The organism is Rhizobium sp. WW_1, from assembly GCF_003610155.1.
Taxonomy (GTDB): Bacteria; Pseudomonadota; Alphaproteobacteria; order Rhizobiales; family Rhizobiaceae; genus Rhizobium; species Rhizobium tropici_A.
This window is the reverse complement of the sequence record NZ_RAIN01000001.1, coordinates 936641-951211: the sequence shown is the minus strand read 5'-3', so window position 1 is coordinate 951211 and position 14571 is coordinate 936641. Positions and strand designations below refer to the sequence as shown.

Here is a 14571-nt window from a genome sequence, read left to right as displayed (position 1 = left end):
AATATCGTTGAAGCAAACAAATAGAGCGGCTGTCCGGCCTTGGCCGACACATGCCGCTCCAGCGAATCGTTTCCTCCAGCTATTGAACTGAGCGCTTCAGATCGCGCGCACGGGCTCGCCGCGCACGACATACCGCGCGTCTCTCAGGCCGCGTGCAAGCAGGGCCGTATTCTCATCCGGATCGTTCGAGGCCTTGTCGAAGGCGATATGGTTGATCTCGATGCCGGCATGGTGTTCCGCCAGCGACAGCTTGGCATAGATCGTGACGCCGCGCGGCTTGATCTCCAGATCGAGCGTGACCTCAGCCGGTCCGCCCCAATCGAGCTTGTAGTCGCCGCCAAGCCCGAAATTGACCGTGCCGGGAAGGAAATAGAGCTCGGCCGCAGAGGCGACCAGGTCGGCGAGATTGCCGTATCGCTCGAAGCGCAACAGCGAGATCAGGTCGGCGGCATCGAGGAGGCGCAACTCGCTGGCAACCGGGCTGATGGCTTCGGCTAGTATTTGTTCACGTTGGGCAGAGTAGGGGCATTTTTTCATTTGGTTTATCGTACCCGTTTTCTATTCGACTGCGCCGCGTAGATCCGATGGATGAGTTCTGCGACAGCCTTGTAAAATACTGACGGTATGACGCTATCAACCGAGACTTGCGCAAACATGGAGCGCGCGAGCGGTGGGTCCTCGAAAACGGGAATATTGTTGGCTTCGGCTATCTCTCTGATTTTCAAAGCAATCAGATCCTGGCCCTTGGCGACGACGATGGGCGCGTCGCTTTCCTCGCGCACATAGCGAAGCGCCACGGCAAAGTGAGTCGGATTGGCGATGACCAGGGTGGCGCGCGGCACCTGCTTCATCATGCGGCGACGGGCGCGGTCACGCGCGATCGAACGCTGGCGCGACTTGACGATCGGGTCGCCCTGCGACTGCTTATGCTCGTCCTTGACCTCCTGCTTGGTCATCTTCAACTGGTCGAACCAGTGGTGTCGGCTCCACAGCAGGTCGGCGATGCCGACGACGATGGTCGCCAGCAGCACGAGGATCAGGATGCGCTGAACGATCGTCGAAAGCCGCACGAAGATGGTCTGCGGATCGGATACCAGCGAATCCATTGCATGGAAGTATTGGCTACGCAGTACGAAAAACATGACGATGCTGACGAGCACGATCTTCGTGAGCGATTTGCCGAATTCCACCATGCCGGTCGCGCTGAAGATGCGCTTGAAGCCCGCTACCGGCGAGATGCGGGAAAACTGCGGCCGGATTCGCTCCAGAACCGGGGTCGGCAGGTTTTGGAACATCGAGGCGCTGACCCCGAAGAGGAAGAAGAGCACCACGGCGGGCAGCACCATATTGCCGATCTCCCAGCCGATGCGCGTTAGCAGGGCGATGGCATCGGGGCCTGTCTCCAGCTGCCATTGATCGGGCTTTTCGAAGAGATCGCGCAAAACCTCGCCCATGCGACCGACGCGCTCGGGCAGGAAGAAAGTCACATAGATGACAGTCGCAAGCATGGAAGCAAAGATCGTTGCTTCCCTGGAGTGAGGGACATTGCCCTTCTCCATGGTGTCGCGGAGTTTTTTCTCCGTCGGTTTCTCTGTTTTACTGTCCTTGTCTTCGTCAGCCAAAGCAGCCGCCCTTTGCGAAACGGAAAGAGGCCGCGCTTCGCGCGCGGCCCGCAGTTCGCCAGTCTACGACGTTTTCCCTGAGTCGCGCCGCGCTTACGCGGCTTCTTCCACAGGCGTATTTTCCTTGGCCTTCAACTCGATCTGGCCGGAATTGGCGAGGCGAATGGCCTCCTGGGCGATGGCGCGTCGCGCAATCGCGATCTCGCGCGGGTTGATGCCGGTATTGCCCATCTGCAGATCGGATTCGATCATGCGGCGCTGGCGCGGACTGATCGAGGACAGAACGATCTCGCGAATCTCGTTGCTGGAACCTCGCAGGGCCATCGTCAGGATGTCGGCGGCGATATCGTTGAGCAGAAGGACGCGGCTCGGCTGCGGCATGCGCGTGAGATCGTCGAAGAGGAAGATCTTCGGACGAACCTTCTCGACCGATTCCTTGTTGATCGATTCGAGCGAGCTGAGCAGCGTATCGACCTGCGGCTTGTCGAGCTCGTTCATGAGGTCTGCGACCTTCGTCGAGCCGGAAGCGTTGCGTTCGGCGTCGATCTCGGCCATCAGCCCGAGCACGCGGTTCTCGATGATCTGGGCAGCCTTTGGGCTGACATCCTTGATGTTGACCGTGCGGTTCATGATGTCGGCGCGCTGGGCTTCGGGAAGCTGCAGCAGGATCTTCGCACCGAATGCCGAAGGCATCATCGACAGGACATAGGCAATGGTCTGTGGATGCTCGCGCAGGAAGAACTTGGCAACGAAGACCGGGTCGGCTTCGCCCAGACGATCCCAGATGGAGGTTTCATAAGCCTGGAAGGCCGTGCGGCGGCCAAGCAGACTGTCCACCTCATCCGGCGTCAATCCCTCTTCGAGAATGCTCTCGATGGCCTTGGCGTTATCCATGAGGCCGGCGCCCTCGGTGAAGAGGTCTTCGAATTCGGCCACGAGCTGCGCCAATTCGTCCGGCGGAATGAGCCTCAGCGATTGCGCCGAGGCAATGATCATCTGCAGTTCGTTCTGCGTGAAATATTTCAGCAGCCGCCCTGCCACTTGTTTTCCCATGGCGAGGAGGACGGCGGCTGCCTTTTCAGTCTGAGATAACGGTTTCTCGGCGATCGCGCCGCTGAAATCGTCAAAGTCCATCATGGTCTTCTTCTCCGTCCCGCAAGGGGGAGTGGGCTCATCCTGAGCCGGGTTCAGCTTTTCTTCGCGTTGTAGATCTCAGTGAGCTTGATGCCGAACCTGGTATCGTCATGTTCCAGAACGGTAATCTCGCCCCGGCCGATCTTGCGGCCGTTCACGGTAATTTCGACCGGTTCCCCGATCTTCTTGTCGAGCGCAATGATTGCGCCCTCGGTCAGGTTCATCAGGCCTGATACCTGCATGCGGCTGCTGCCGAGCACGATCTGGACATCGATCGGAATATCCATGATCAGGTCCAGATTGGCGGTCAGCGCGCTGCCTGGAGCGGCCGGTGCGGCGGAGGTGCCGCCGAAATCGCTGTCGTCGAAGGCCGGGCCGGCATTATCGTCGCCGAAATCGCCGAAGGTGGAAAGATCCGTGCCCGTTTCCGCGCCGAATGCTTCGGCGTTGAAATCAGGCAGGCCGCCTTCATTGTCTTTCTTCAGGACGCCGCGCAGACCATCGATGGCCTCGTCCAGGGCGGCGTCGCTGCTTGAAACTTCCAGCGATTCCTCGCCGCTTTGCTGTATCGTCTTCGTAGCCATGAAATCACTATTCCAGTTGAAACTTGCCTCAAGCTGCCGTGAGGGTGACTCACGCGCCAGCCGATCAATTCATCAAATGTCGAAGAAGCTCGTCGTCGGAATTGACGTTGTCCTTGACGCGCACCGTATAATTTTCGCCAGAGCGGCCGAATTCGCAGATGTAGAGGTCCTTGCTGTTGGCGCTGACCTCGACCCGGACGTCGCCGGTATTGTCCATGAAAGGAATGACATCGCCGACCGCAAGCTTCGAGATCGTTTCCAGCGTCAGTGATTCCAGCCTGATTCGCGCCTCGAGCGTCACCTGCGAGCGGCGCACCTGTTCGCCGAGCTGTTCCGACCACGCCTGGGAGGCTGCTGTCGGGTTCTTGGCGCGCGGTGCGCTGACGACGGTGCGCAGAAGGTCGCGCTGCGGCGCGATGATGACGATCTGCGAAAGCGATTTGCCGAGAGAGATCGTCATCGTGATCGCTGCGGCGAACTCATTGCCCTCGTCGCCGATGGCCGCGGCGCGGTCCTCGATGTTGTAAGGCGGATCGAGATAGGGTTCGAAGCCGCCGGTGGCATTGACCGCCGAGCGCAGCACCTTGGCGATCTTTTCGAACACCATGACCGAAAGGTCGAGTTCGATGACGGATAGCGGCCGCGCGTCTGCTGGTTCCATGTCCTCGGGCCGCGCGCCCAGCATATGCTCCATCAGCGTCATGATGAAGCCGGCGCCGCAGCCAAGAATGAAGTTCGGCGCCCAGTTGCGCAGCGAGCCGTTGACCAGGGCATGATTGCCGCCGAGCGCGGCGATCAGCTCGTTCATCGGGCCGGACTGACAGCCGGCATAGGCGATGTTGATGTCCAGACCCGTCTCGCTCTTGATGACGTCGGGCAGGAATTCGGCATAGACCTGGGCGAAGGCCGTACCGAGTTTCGCAAGTGTCGCCTGATCCCCGAGATTGCCCGTGAGCTTGGCAAAGAGGGTGCGGTCCATCGTCGGTGCCTTATGCGCTGATTGCTGGCTCATGATCGTCAGGCTGCCTTGCTTTCACCGCCGGGGTTCATCATTTCCTGCTCGACGGCATCGATCGACGGGCGCTCGTAGGAGGAGATGGTCTTGCGGCCGTATTCGAGAGCGACCTGCGGAACCGATCCGTTCATGTAGGCAAGCAGGGTCTGCTTCACGATGACGTAGAGGCGGTGCTGCTTGCTGCGCACGACCTTGATCTGGGAGACCAGGGGCGCGCAGACCGAATAGGACAGGATGATGCCGAGGAAGGTGCCGACCAGCGCCGAGCCGATGAGATGGCCGAGCACTTCGGGCGATTCGTTGATGTGGCTCATGGCCTTGATGACGCCGAGAACGGCGGCGACGATACCGATCGCGGGGAAGGAATCGCCCATGATCGTGATGGAGTGATAGGGCTTCATCTTGTCGTGCAGCATCGTGTCGAGCTCTTCGTCCATCAGCGCCTCGATCTCGTGCGAGCGGGCATTGCCGATGATAATGAGGCGGACATAATCGCAGATGAAGGCCGTCAGATCCTTGTTCTTCAGCACAGTCGGCGCCGCCTTGAAGATCGAGGATTCGTCGGGATTGTCGATATGGGCTTCGATCTCGTTGCGCGACTTGGTGCGCAGATCGCGCATCAGGGCATAGAGCACGCCGAGCGTGTCGAGATAGTCGCGTTCCTTCGGCACCGCGTGGCGGAAGGCTTCGCCGAGCGCCTTGCCCGAATCCTTCACGACTTTCATCGGATTGGCCATGATGAAGCCGCCGAGGCCGGCGCCTGCAATAATGACAAATTCGAAGGGCTGGAACAGCGCGCCTACGTCTCCGCCCATAGCCATGAAGCTGCCTATGATGCAGCCGCAGGTCACTACAAATCCGATAATAATATTCATCGTCGGTCCACACCTGAACGTTGCTTCATACGATGAACTAGGGGACCTGCCTTGCGTGAGGCTGTTCGATGGGCCTTCACGCGCCCTTTTTGCCTTGTCAGCTTCGCACAAGCCAAGCCCTTCAGGATGGCGGGTAAGGGCATCCATGCCCCGCTAACGAAATGTAGGAGCGCCCCGGCGTTTCCTTTCCCGTTATTCTCCAATGTCCGGAGGGCGTTGAAAATGCAGTCTGGTATCTATGTGGCGCTATCGTCCCAGATGGCGCTGGAGCGGCGTCTGACGACGATCGCCGACAACCTGGCCAACGTGAACACGACGGGTTTCCGTGGTACCGAGGTCAAGTTCGATCAGGTCCTCAGCAATACCCAAAACAAGCTCAACGCCAAGGTCGCCTTCGTCTCGCAGGGCAACGACTATCTCTCCACTGAAAACGGCGAACTGCAGAACACCGGCAATCTCTTCGATTTCGCCGTCAAGGGTGACGCCTATTTCGGCATGAACACGCCGGCTGGCCTGGTGCTGACGCGCGACGGCCGCTTCACCATGACCGACAGCGGTGCGCTGGTCACCACGAGGGGCTTCCCCGTGCTCGATCCCGGCGGCGCCCCGATCCAGCTCGATCCCGCCGGCGGCGCGCCGACCGTCTCGTCGAACGGCACGATCACGCAGAACGGCCGGCGCATGGGTCAGATCGGCCTTTATAGCGCCGATGTCAGCAAGGGCTTCCTGCGCTACCAGAACAGCGGCATCCTGCCGACCGACACGCCGCAGCCGATCATCGACCGCTCGAATATCGGCATCGCCCAGGGCTATATCGAAAACTCCAACGTCAACGGCATGCGGGAGATGGCCAACCTGATCGAGGTCAGCCGCGCCTTCGACAATATCAGCACCTTGACGAGCAGCAGTGAAGGCACGCTCACCGACGCCATCAAGACCCTCGGCGGCAGCCAGTAAAGAGGCTTGTCATGGTAGAGGATCGGTTGCCTGAGGGCGCAATGTCGCCGAAGCTTTCGCATCTGGCCGTTCTGGCGGGCCAATACGCGATGGCGGAGAATGCCGTGGCCCATGGCGGCCATGTACGCACCATCGCTGCTGGGCACTATACCGTCGCCGGCCTTTCCAGACAGGTGCGCCTCGGCGATTTCGTTGCGCATCGCTCGCAGACCGGCGTTCACCTCGGCGAGGTCGTCCGCGTCGAGCCGGAGCTCACCTATGTATGTCCGATCGAGCCGGGCGAACCGATCGGCATCCAGGACACTATCATCCGCAAGGGTGCCTTTCGCCTTGCGCCCGATGACAGCTGGTGTGGCCGCACGATCAATTCGCTCGGCGAGCCGATCGACGGGCTTGGGCCGATGACTGCCGGCCTGGAGGCACGCTCGATCTCCAACACCGCACCGCCTTCGATGACGCGCAAGCGCGTCGAAACCGGTTTCAAGACCGGCGTGCGCGCTATCGATATCTTCTCGCCGCTCTGCCTTGGTCAGCGCCTCGGCATCTTCGCCGGCTCCGGCGTTGGCAAATCGACGCTGCTGTCGATGGTGGCGAGAGCCGACGCCTTCGACAAGGTGGTGATCGCCCTTGTCGGCGAACGTGGCCGCGAAGTGCGCGAATTCATCGAGGATACGCTCGGCCCGCATATGCAGAAATCGGTGGCCGTCGTTGCGACCAGCGACGAGAGCCCGATGCTGCGCAAGATGGCGCCGCTTTCGGCCATCACCATCGCCGAGCATTTTCGCGATCAGGGCGACAACGTGCTCCTGATCGTCGACAGCGTGACCCGTTTCGCCCATGCCATCCGTGAAGTGGCGACCGCCTCCGGCGAGCCGCCGATCGCCCGCGGATATCCGGCTTCAGTCTTCACCGAACTGCCGCGTCTTCTCGAGCGGGCAGGTCCGGGACCGGAAGGGACCGGCACCATCACCGCCATCATCTCCATTCTCGTCGATGGCGATAATCACAACGATCCGATCGCCGATTCCACCCGTGGCATTCTCGATGGCCATATCGTTCTGCAGCGCAGCCTTGCCGAGGAAGGGCGCTATCCGCCGATCGATCCGCTCGCATCCGTCTCGCGTCTGGCGCGAAAGGCCTGGACTCCGGACCAGGAAAAGCTGGTTTCGCGCCTGAAGGCGCTGGTGCATCGCTATGAGGAAACGCGCGATCTGCGCCTGATCGGCGGCTATCGCCAGGGCAGCGACGGCGATCTCGATATCGCCGTGCGCCAGGTGCCGATCATCTACGACATACTGAAGCAGACCCCCGGCGAAGAGCCGTCGGCGGATGCGTTCACCGACCTTGCGACAGCCCTCAGAAACGCTTCGGGCGGTGTTCCCGCGAGAGGCAAGTGATGACCGTTCGCCGTATTACCTCGATTATTTCCCGTCGAAAAAGGGGCCAGAAGTGAGAGAATCCGACGCAGATGAACCGGTCGCCCCGCCGAAATCGGCGAGAAGGCGAACCGTCGCGGACAAGGCTCTGGCCTTTACCGGACTGGCGCTTGCCGGCGCTTCTGCCTTCTTCCCCTGGTACGTCTTTCTGAACCCGGACAAGTTCGGCATCCATGTGGCCGAAGGCGATCGCACCCGCGATCTGCCGAATTGGCCGGGCCGCACCGTCGTCAGCGTATCGCCGCTTGCCATGGTCAACAAGAATCCGAGCGAGCCGAAGGATCTCATTCCCGATCCCTTGACGACGGCGACGGTCAGCAACACCGGTCGCGAGGACGACAAGGGGCCGCCGGCCGATCAGCAGCCCTTCCCCGGCAAGTCCGCCTTCCAGCTGCTGCATGTCGCCAATGGCCGCGCGCTGATCGAGGACGATACGGGCATGTATGTCGTGCGGGTCGGATCGCTTCTGCCCGACAACAGCCGGCTCGCTTCGATCGAACAACGAGAGGGAAAATGGGTCATCGTCACCTCGGCGGGCGATGTCTACGGCAACAATTGAGGAAGCCCCGGAATCGCCTGGATTTCAGGCACTTCGAAGACTTTACAGGAACGCATTTTCCGCAAGTCCCACGCAAGATTATCCCGCTAGATTCACAGTGTAAGAACGGAGAGAAGCCATGCAACCGATTCAGCTCTTTGACCTGGCCTCGCGGCAAGCCGAGTGGCTCCAGGTGCGTCAGCAGGTTGTTGCCGGCAATATCGCCAATGCCAATACCCCGAAGTTTCGCGCCAAGGATGTCACGCCGTTCCAGGCGGTTCTGGACAACCAGAACGTCAGCATGGCCCGGACCAATCCAGCGCATCTTTCGGGCAGCGAATTCAGCACGAGCGGCAACGTGAATGTCGAAGAAGCGCCGCTCGCGCAAGAAATTGGCGTCCAGGAGTCGGGTAACACCGTCGGCCTGGAAGACGAGCTCGCCAAGGCCGGTGAAATCAAGCGCCAGTATAGCTTGAACACCGCGCTCGTAAGCTCCTTTCATCGCATGATGTTGATGGCCGTAAAACAATAGAGATGAAGTGAAGATGTCATGGACCCCTTATCAGCCACATTGAAGATAGCAGGCTCCGGCCTGGAGGCTCAATCGACCCGTCTGCGTATCGTCTCCGAAAATATCGCCAACGCCCGTTCGACGGGTGACACGCCCGGCGCCGATCCCTACCGGCGCAAGACCGTGACGTTCGGCGCGGAAATGGATCGCGCCAATGGCGTAGCCACGGTCGGCGTCAAGAAACTCGGAGAGGACACGGGCAAATTCGTCGAAGAATATGATCCCAGCAATCCGGCGGCGGACCAGAAGGGCTACGTCAAGATGCCCAACGTCAACATCCTCGTCGAGATGGCCGACATGCGGGAGGCCAATCGTTCCTACGAAGCTAATCTGCAGACGATCAGACAGACCCGTGATCTCATCTCCTCCACTATCGATTTGCTGAAGAACCAATGATCGACTCGGTAAAGAATGTAGCCTCTCTTTCGGCGACGCGCGGCCTCGGCGGCATCGCCACGGATATGACCTCCGCCGCATCAAGCGCGCTCAACGCTTCCCCCGCGGTCGCCATGGGGGCGGATGCCGGAATGAGCTTCGCGTCGGTCATGTCGAATGTCGCGAAGGATTCCATCAACTCGCTGAAAGATGCCGAAAACGCTTCCTTTGCCGGCATCAAGGGTACGATGAGCACCCGCGAAGTCGTCGACAAGGTCATGCAGGCCGATCAGACCCTGCAGACCGCGATCGCGCTGCGCGACAAGGTCGTCTCGGCGTTTCTCGATATTACAAAGATGCAGATTTAGTGCGGGGCTTCCCGCTCTAATTACTTGATTTGGCGTGAGTTGTTCGCTGGCCGCATCGCGGCTTCGAAGGTCTCGCCCTTGCTCGAAGGACGAAAGCATGAGAGCGCTCGCAATTGCCGCGACGGGCATGGACGCCCAGCAGACCAATCTTGAAGTGATCGCGAACAACATCGCGAACATCAATACGACGGGTTACAAGCGCTCGCGCGCCGAGTTCTCCGACCTTCTCTATCAGACCGAGCGCGCCAAGGGCATCTCCAACAGGCCGAACCAGGCCGTGGTGCCGGAAGGCGCCAATATCGGTCTCGGCGTGCAGACGGTGGCCGTGCGCAACATCCAGGTCCAGGGCCAGCTGTCGCAGACGCAGAACGACCTCGACGTCGCGCTCGTCGGCCGCGGCTGGTTCCAGATCCAGATGCCTGACGGCACGACGGCCTACACCCGCGCCGGCTCGTTCAACAGGAGCGATACCGGCCAGATCGTCACGCCCGACGGCAACGTGCTGCAGCCGGGCATCACGATCCCCAGCAATGCCAGCAGCGTTACCATCAGCCAGTCCGGCCAAGTCGCCGCGATCATCGGCACGAACACGACACCGACGGTGCTCGGTCAGCTGCAGATCGCCAATTTCGTCAACGAAGCCGGCCTGCAGCCGATGGGAAGCAACCTCTTCACGCAGACGCCGGCGTCGGGCGACCCGGTCGTCTCCGATCCGAACCAGAACGGCTTCGGTTACATGAAGCAATTCTACCTGGAATCGTCGAACGTCGATCCGGTTAAGGAAATCACCGATCTGATCACCGCGCAGCGCGCCTACGAGATGAATTCCAAGGTCATCACGACGGCAGACGAAATGGCGCAGATCGTCAGCAAGAACCTGAAGTAGCGAGAGGGACGGGCCGAACATGAGGTTTCGCCGGATGAAAAGCTTAGCAATGGCCTGGTTCGCCGCGGCGAGCCTCTCCGTCGTATTCGTCTCGGTCGCGCCGATGGGCGCCGCGAGCGCCGACGGACCGAGCCTCGGAACGGCCGTTGTGCCGACCGAGACGATCTATCCTGGCGATATCATCACCAGCGGTCAGCTCGAAGAGGTCGAGGTCACTAACCCGAACCTGACCGGCGACTATGCCAAGCGGCTGCGCGATGTTACGGGGCTGGTGTCGAAACGCACGCTTCTTCCCGGCCGCACCATTTCGATCTCCGCGCTGCGCCAGCCTTATGCGGTGACGCGCGGCTCCAATGTCCGGCTGGTGATGAGCATGGGCAGCATGACGATCACGGCAGCCGGTACGCCGCTCGATGATGGCGCCGTCGGTGACAACATCCGCGCCCGCAACATGGACTCGGGCATCATCGTCAACGGCACTGTCCTCCAGAACGGCACGATCCGCGTGGTCGCAAAATGAAACGGCTTCGTCAATTTCTAGCAGTCCTGTTCGCATTGCCGAGCCTGATCGTCGCCGATCCGGCTCTCGCGATGCAATCGCGCATCAAGGATATCGCGTCGCTGCAATCCGGCCGCGACAACCAGCTGATCGGCTATGGCCTGATCGTCGGTCTCCAGGGGACCGGCGACGGCTTGCGTTCCTCGCCGTTCACCGAGCAATCCATGCGCGCGATGCTGCAGAACCTCGGCATCTCGACGCAGGGCGGGCAGTCGGCCGCCAAGAATACCGCAGCCGTGATGGTGACGACGAACCTGCCGCCCTTCGCCAGCCCCGGCAGCCGCATCGACGTGACGGTCAGTTCGCTCGGCGATGCGACGTCGCTGCGCGGTGGCACGCTGATCATGACCTCGCTGAGCGGCGCCGATGGGCAAATCTATGCTGTCGCACAAGGCTCCGTCATCGTGTCGGGCTTCCAGGCACAGGGGGCCGCCGCGACCGTGACCGAAGGTGTCACGACGGCCGGCCGCGTGCCCGGCGGGGCCATCATCGAACGTGAATTGCCTTCGCGTTTCAAGGATTCCGTCAATCTGGTCCTGCAGCTGCGCAATCCGGATTTCTCCACCGCGATCCGCATTTCAGACACGGTCAATACCTGGGCGACCTCGCGTTACGGCGCGCCGATCGCGGAAGCCAAGGATTCTCAGGAAGTGACGATCGCCAAGCCGAAGATGGCCGATCTGACGCGCCTGATGGCCGATATCGAAAATCTCAACGTCCAGACCGACACGCCCGCCAAGGTCGTTATCAACGAGCGCACCGGAACGATCGTTATCGGCGCCGACGTCCGCGTCTCGCCGGTCGCCGTCAGCTACGGAACGCTGACCGTGCAGGTCAGCGAAAACCCGCAGGTCATCCAGCCCGAGCCCTTCTCCGATGGCCAGACGGCTATCCAGGATCAGACGGATATCACCGCCACCAAGAGCGGTGGCCGGGTCGCCGTGCTGGAAGGACCTGACCTGAAGACGCTGGTCGCAGGCCTGAACAACATCGGCGTCAAGCCGGACGGCATCATCGCCATCCTGCAAGGCATCAAATCGGCCGGCGCCCTGCAAGCGGAGCTCGTACTGCAATGATATCGACCGTCATCGCCAGAAGGATGCTGATCGCCTGCAGTCTCGCAACGGGAGCCTCGCTGCTGTCGCTCGGTACGGCTTCCGCCCAGGAAGCGCCGAAACCGGTCGCCGATCCCGCCTCCAGCCAGGATGAGATCCGGCAGTTCTGCACGAATATCGCCGATCCGGCTCGCGATCAGCGCTATCTCCTGCAGAAGCAGGAGCTGGAAAAGCTGCAGGCCGATGTCGATCAGCGCATTGCCGTCATGGACAAGCGCAAGGCGGAATATGAGGACTGGCTGAAACGCCGCGACGATTTCCTCAAGACGGCGGATCTCGGTCTGGTCGAAATCTACAAGAACATGAAACCGGATGCCGCAGCTGCCAGCCTCAACGATGTCAGGACCGTGGTGGCCGCGGCCATCATCATGAAGCTGTCGCCGCGCCAGTCGAGCCTGATTCTTGCGGAAATGGATGCGAAGAAGGCGGCGGTCATTACCAACATCATCTCAAGCGCATCCGACCCGAATACATCGAAGTCGAAGGACCCCTCATGAACACGCGTCTTACGGCTGCCTGCACAATCGTCGTCTTTCTCGCCGGTTGCCAGTCGCAGGCCCTCAAGGAAATCGGTAGGGCGCCTGCCATGAGTCCGATCGGCAGCGGCCTGCAATATGCGCAGACGCCGCAGATGTCGCAGTATCCGAAGCGGCCGCATCAGGTCGCGCAGGGCTATTCGCTCTGGAATGATTCGCAGGCCGCTCTCTTCAAGGATGCGCGCGCACTCAACGTCGGCGACATCCTGACGGTGACGATCCAGATCAATGACAAGGCGAATTGGGACAACGAGACCAATCGCAATCGCACCAACAAGAGCGATATGAACTGGAACATTACCGCCAAGATCTTTGGCTGGCAGCCCAGCACCAATGCCGACGCAACCTCTGGCTCGGACACCAGCACCGACAGCAAGGGCAAGATGCAGCGTTCCGAGCAGATCAACCTGCTGGTCGCCGCCGTCGTGACGGGAATTCTGGAGAACGGCAACCTGATGATCAGCGGCTCGCAGGAAGTCCGCATGAACCAGGAAATCCGTATCCTCAACGTCGCCGGCATCGTTCGGCCGCAGGACGTGACGGCGGACAACACCATTTCGTACGACAAGATCGCCGAGGCGCGCATCTCCTATGGCGGCCGCGGCCGCCTGACGGAAATACAGCAGCCGCCGAGAGGGCAGCAGGCCGTCGACCTGCTCTCGCCGCTCTGATTTGACAGTGGACGGATAGGGACATGGCAGCAGCTGCAGACGAATCGGCAAAGGGCAAGGGATCGCCGCTGATCATGATGATCGTCGGGCTACTGGTGCTGACCGTGCTCGGCGGCGGCGGCGGCTGGGTGCTGGGAACGATCGTTGCGCCGAGGATCAAGACGGCGACCGCTGCTGTCCAGGCGACCGCAAAGGCCGGCGGCGAGAGCAAGCAGGCTGCCGCGGCCGCCCAGGCCAACGGTATCGTCGCGCTCGACCCGATCACCACCAATCTCGCCTATCCCTCGCAGAGCTGGATCAGGCTGGAGCTTGCGCTTGTATTCAAGGGGCCGGCCGACACACAGCTCGCCCAGGCGATCCATCAGGATATCCTGGCCTATGTCCGCACGGTTTCCCTGCAGCAGATCGAAGGCGCGCGGGGCCTGCAATATCTTCGGGATGACATTCAGGAGCGTGTTGACCTGCGCTCGGAAGGACGAGTATCGAAAGTTATGTTCAGAACTTTCGTGATCGAATGAGTCGGTTAGCACTTGCCCTGTCTATATTAGTCATTGCTGCACTGTCGCCTGAGCTGGCGGTGGCGCAGCAATTGTCGCAACAGCTGCCCACCGATCTTCTGAACGCGCCGGTCAACGGCTCGGTTGCCGCCTGGATCATCCGCACCTTCGGGCTTTTGACGATCCTGTCGATCGCGCCCGGCATCCTGATCATGGTGACGAGCTTTCCGCGCTTCATCATCGCGTTTTCGATCCTGCGCACCGGCATGGGACTGGCGACGACACCGTCGAACATGATCCTGCTCAGCCTCGCGCTGTTCATGACCTTCTACGTCATGTCGCCGACCTTCGATCAGGCATGGAAGGACGGTGTCCAGCCGCTTCTCGCCAATCAGATTTCGGAAGGGGAGGCGGTCCAGCGCATCGCCGAGCCTTTCCGCACCTTCATGTCCAACAATACGCGCGACAAGGATTTGAAGCTCTTCGTCGATCTCGCACAGGAGCGCGGCCAGACGACCGTCGTCGACAACAAGATCGATTACCGCGTCCTGATCCCGGCCTTCATGATTTCGGAAATCCGTCGCGGCTTCGAAATCGGCTTCCTAGTGGTCCTGCCGTTTCTCGTCATCGACCTGATCGTGTCGACCATCGTCATGGCGATGGGCATGATGATGCTGCCGCCGACGTCGATCTCCCTGCCGTTCAAGATTCTGTTCTTCGTGCTGATAGATGGCTGGAATCTGCTGGTCGGCAGTCTGGTTCGCTCATTCCACTGACCGAGTGGGCCACTAACCGAGCGGGCCTCTGACCAAGCAGGCCAGTTGAGCGAGCA

At 60.8% G+C, this 14571-nt stretch carries 19 protein-coding genes; 13 read left to right on the top strand and 6 right to left on the bottom strand.

Annotated elements, in window-relative coordinates:
• Window positions 1-96: 96 nt before the first annotated feature.
• From BJ928_RS04505 to motA, 6 genes are all read right to left on the bottom strand, one after another.
• Complete coding sequence (locus BJ928_RS04505) at window positions 97-537, bottom strand: hypothetical protein (protein ID WP_047628093.1); 441 nt, start codon at window positions 535-537, stop codon at window positions 97-99.
• A gap of 5 nt (window positions 538-542) precedes the next feature.
• Window positions 543-1622 (bottom strand): flagellar biosynthesis protein FlhB, encoded by a 1080-nt coding sequence (gene flhB / locus BJ928_RS04500; RefSeq protein ID WP_047628091.1) that lies wholly within the window; start codon window positions 1620-1622, stop codon window positions 543-545.
• A 93-nt stretch (window positions 1623-1715) separates the two neighbouring features.
• Entirely contained in the window at window positions 1716-2759 is a 1044-nt protein-coding gene (gene fliG / locus BJ928_RS04495; RefSeq protein WP_047628089.1) for a flagellar motor switch protein FliG, read from the bottom strand.
• Between the two features lie 50 nt (window positions 2760-2809).
• Entirely contained in the window at window positions 2810-3340 is a 531-nt protein-coding gene (gene fliN / locus BJ928_RS04490) for a flagellar motor switch protein FliN (RefSeq protein ID WP_047628087.1), read from the bottom strand.
• A gap of 64 nt (window positions 3341-3404) precedes the next feature.
• The gene (locus BJ928_RS04485) at window positions 3405-4352 is read right to left on the bottom strand and encodes a FliM/FliN family flagellar motor switch protein (RefSeq protein WP_047628085.1); all 948 of its coding nucleotides are present in this window, start codon (window positions 4350-4352) and stop codon (window positions 3405-3407) included.
• A 5-nt stretch (window positions 4353-4357) separates the two neighbouring features.
• Complete coding sequence (motA, locus tag BJ928_RS04480; RefSeq protein WP_047628083.1) at window positions 4358-5230, bottom strand: flagellar motor stator protein MotA; 873 nt, start codon at window positions 5228-5230, stop codon at window positions 4358-4360.
• Between the two features lie 222 nt (window positions 5231-5452).
• On the opposite strand from motA, the gene flgF reads away from it, so the two are divergent.
• From flgF to fliP, 13 genes are all read left to right on the top strand, one after another.
• Entirely contained in the window at window positions 5453-6187 is a 735-nt protein-coding gene (flgF, locus tag BJ928_RS04475; RefSeq protein ID WP_047628081.1) for a flagellar basal-body rod protein FlgF, read from the top strand.
• 11 nt (window positions 6188-6198) lie between these two features.
• Window positions 6199-7584 carry a flagellar protein export ATPase FliI gene (gene fliI, locus BJ928_RS04470; protein WP_047628079.1) on the top strand — a complete coding sequence of 462 codons (1386 nt, stop codon included), beginning with the start codon at window positions 6199-6201 and terminating at the stop codon, window positions 7582-7584.
• Window positions 7585-7636: 52 nt separating this feature from the next.
• On the top strand, window positions 7637-8182 hold the full coding sequence (locus tag BJ928_RS04465) for a hypothetical protein (RefSeq protein WP_047628077.1): 546 nt from the start codon (window positions 7637-7639) through the stop codon (window positions 8180-8182).
• A gap of 118 nt (window positions 8183-8300) precedes the next feature.
• The gene (gene flgB / locus BJ928_RS04460) at window positions 8301-8693 is read left to right on the top strand and encodes a flagellar basal body rod protein FlgB (protein WP_047628075.1); all 393 of its coding nucleotides are present in this window, start codon (window positions 8301-8303) and stop codon (window positions 8691-8693) included.
• 18 nt (window positions 8694-8711) lie between these two features.
• Entirely contained in the window at window positions 8712-9128 is a 417-nt protein-coding gene (gene flgC / locus BJ928_RS04455) for a flagellar basal body rod protein FlgC (RefSeq protein ID WP_047628074.1), read from the top strand.
• Window positions 9125-9475, top strand: coding sequence for a flagellar hook-basal body complex protein FliE (locus BJ928_RS04450; protein ID WP_047628072.1), 351 nt, complete (start codon window positions 9125-9127; stop codon window positions 9473-9475). Before flgC ends, BJ928_RS04450 begins: the two co-directional genes overlap by 4 nt.
• A gap of 97 nt (window positions 9476-9572) precedes the next feature.
• Window positions 9573-10361, top strand: coding sequence for a flagellar basal-body rod protein FlgG (gene flgG, locus BJ928_RS04445; RefSeq protein WP_047628070.1), 789 nt, complete (start codon window positions 9573-9575; stop codon window positions 10359-10361).
• A 19-nt stretch (window positions 10362-10380) separates the two neighbouring features.
• Entirely contained in the window at window positions 10381-10881 is a 501-nt protein-coding gene (gene flgA / locus BJ928_RS04440) for a flagellar basal body P-ring formation chaperone FlgA (protein ID WP_047628069.1), read from the top strand.
• On the top strand, window positions 10878-11996 hold the full coding sequence (locus BJ928_RS04435) for a flagellar basal body P-ring protein FlgI (protein WP_047628067.1): 1119 nt from the start codon (window positions 10878-10880) through the stop codon (window positions 11994-11996). Before flgA ends, BJ928_RS04435 begins: the two co-directional genes overlap by 4 nt.
• Window positions 11997-12019: 23 nt before the next feature.
• The gene (locus BJ928_RS04430) at window positions 12020-12532 is read left to right on the top strand and encodes a MotE family protein (protein ID WP_245432244.1); all 513 of its coding nucleotides are present in this window, start codon (window positions 12020-12022) and stop codon (window positions 12530-12532) included.
• Window positions 12529-13242 (top strand): flagellar basal body L-ring protein FlgH, encoded by a 714-nt coding sequence (flgH, locus tag BJ928_RS04425; RefSeq protein WP_047628063.1) that lies wholly within the window; start codon window positions 12529-12531, stop codon window positions 13240-13242. The genes BJ928_RS04430 and flgH overlap by 4 nt, the downstream gene beginning before the upstream one ends.
• Window positions 13243-13265: 23 nt before the next feature.
• Window positions 13266-13760: a flagellar basal body-associated FliL family protein gene (locus tag BJ928_RS04420; protein ID WP_047628061.1), complete on the top strand. Its 495-nt coding sequence runs from the start codon at window positions 13266-13268 to the stop codon at window positions 13758-13760.
• Window positions 13757-14515: a flagellar type III secretion system pore protein FliP gene (gene fliP / locus BJ928_RS04415; protein ID WP_047628060.1), complete on the top strand. Its 759-nt coding sequence runs from the start codon at window positions 13757-13759 to the stop codon at window positions 14513-14515. The genes BJ928_RS04420 and fliP overlap by 4 nt, the downstream gene beginning before the upstream one ends.
• Window positions 14516-14571 lie beyond the last annotated feature (56 nt).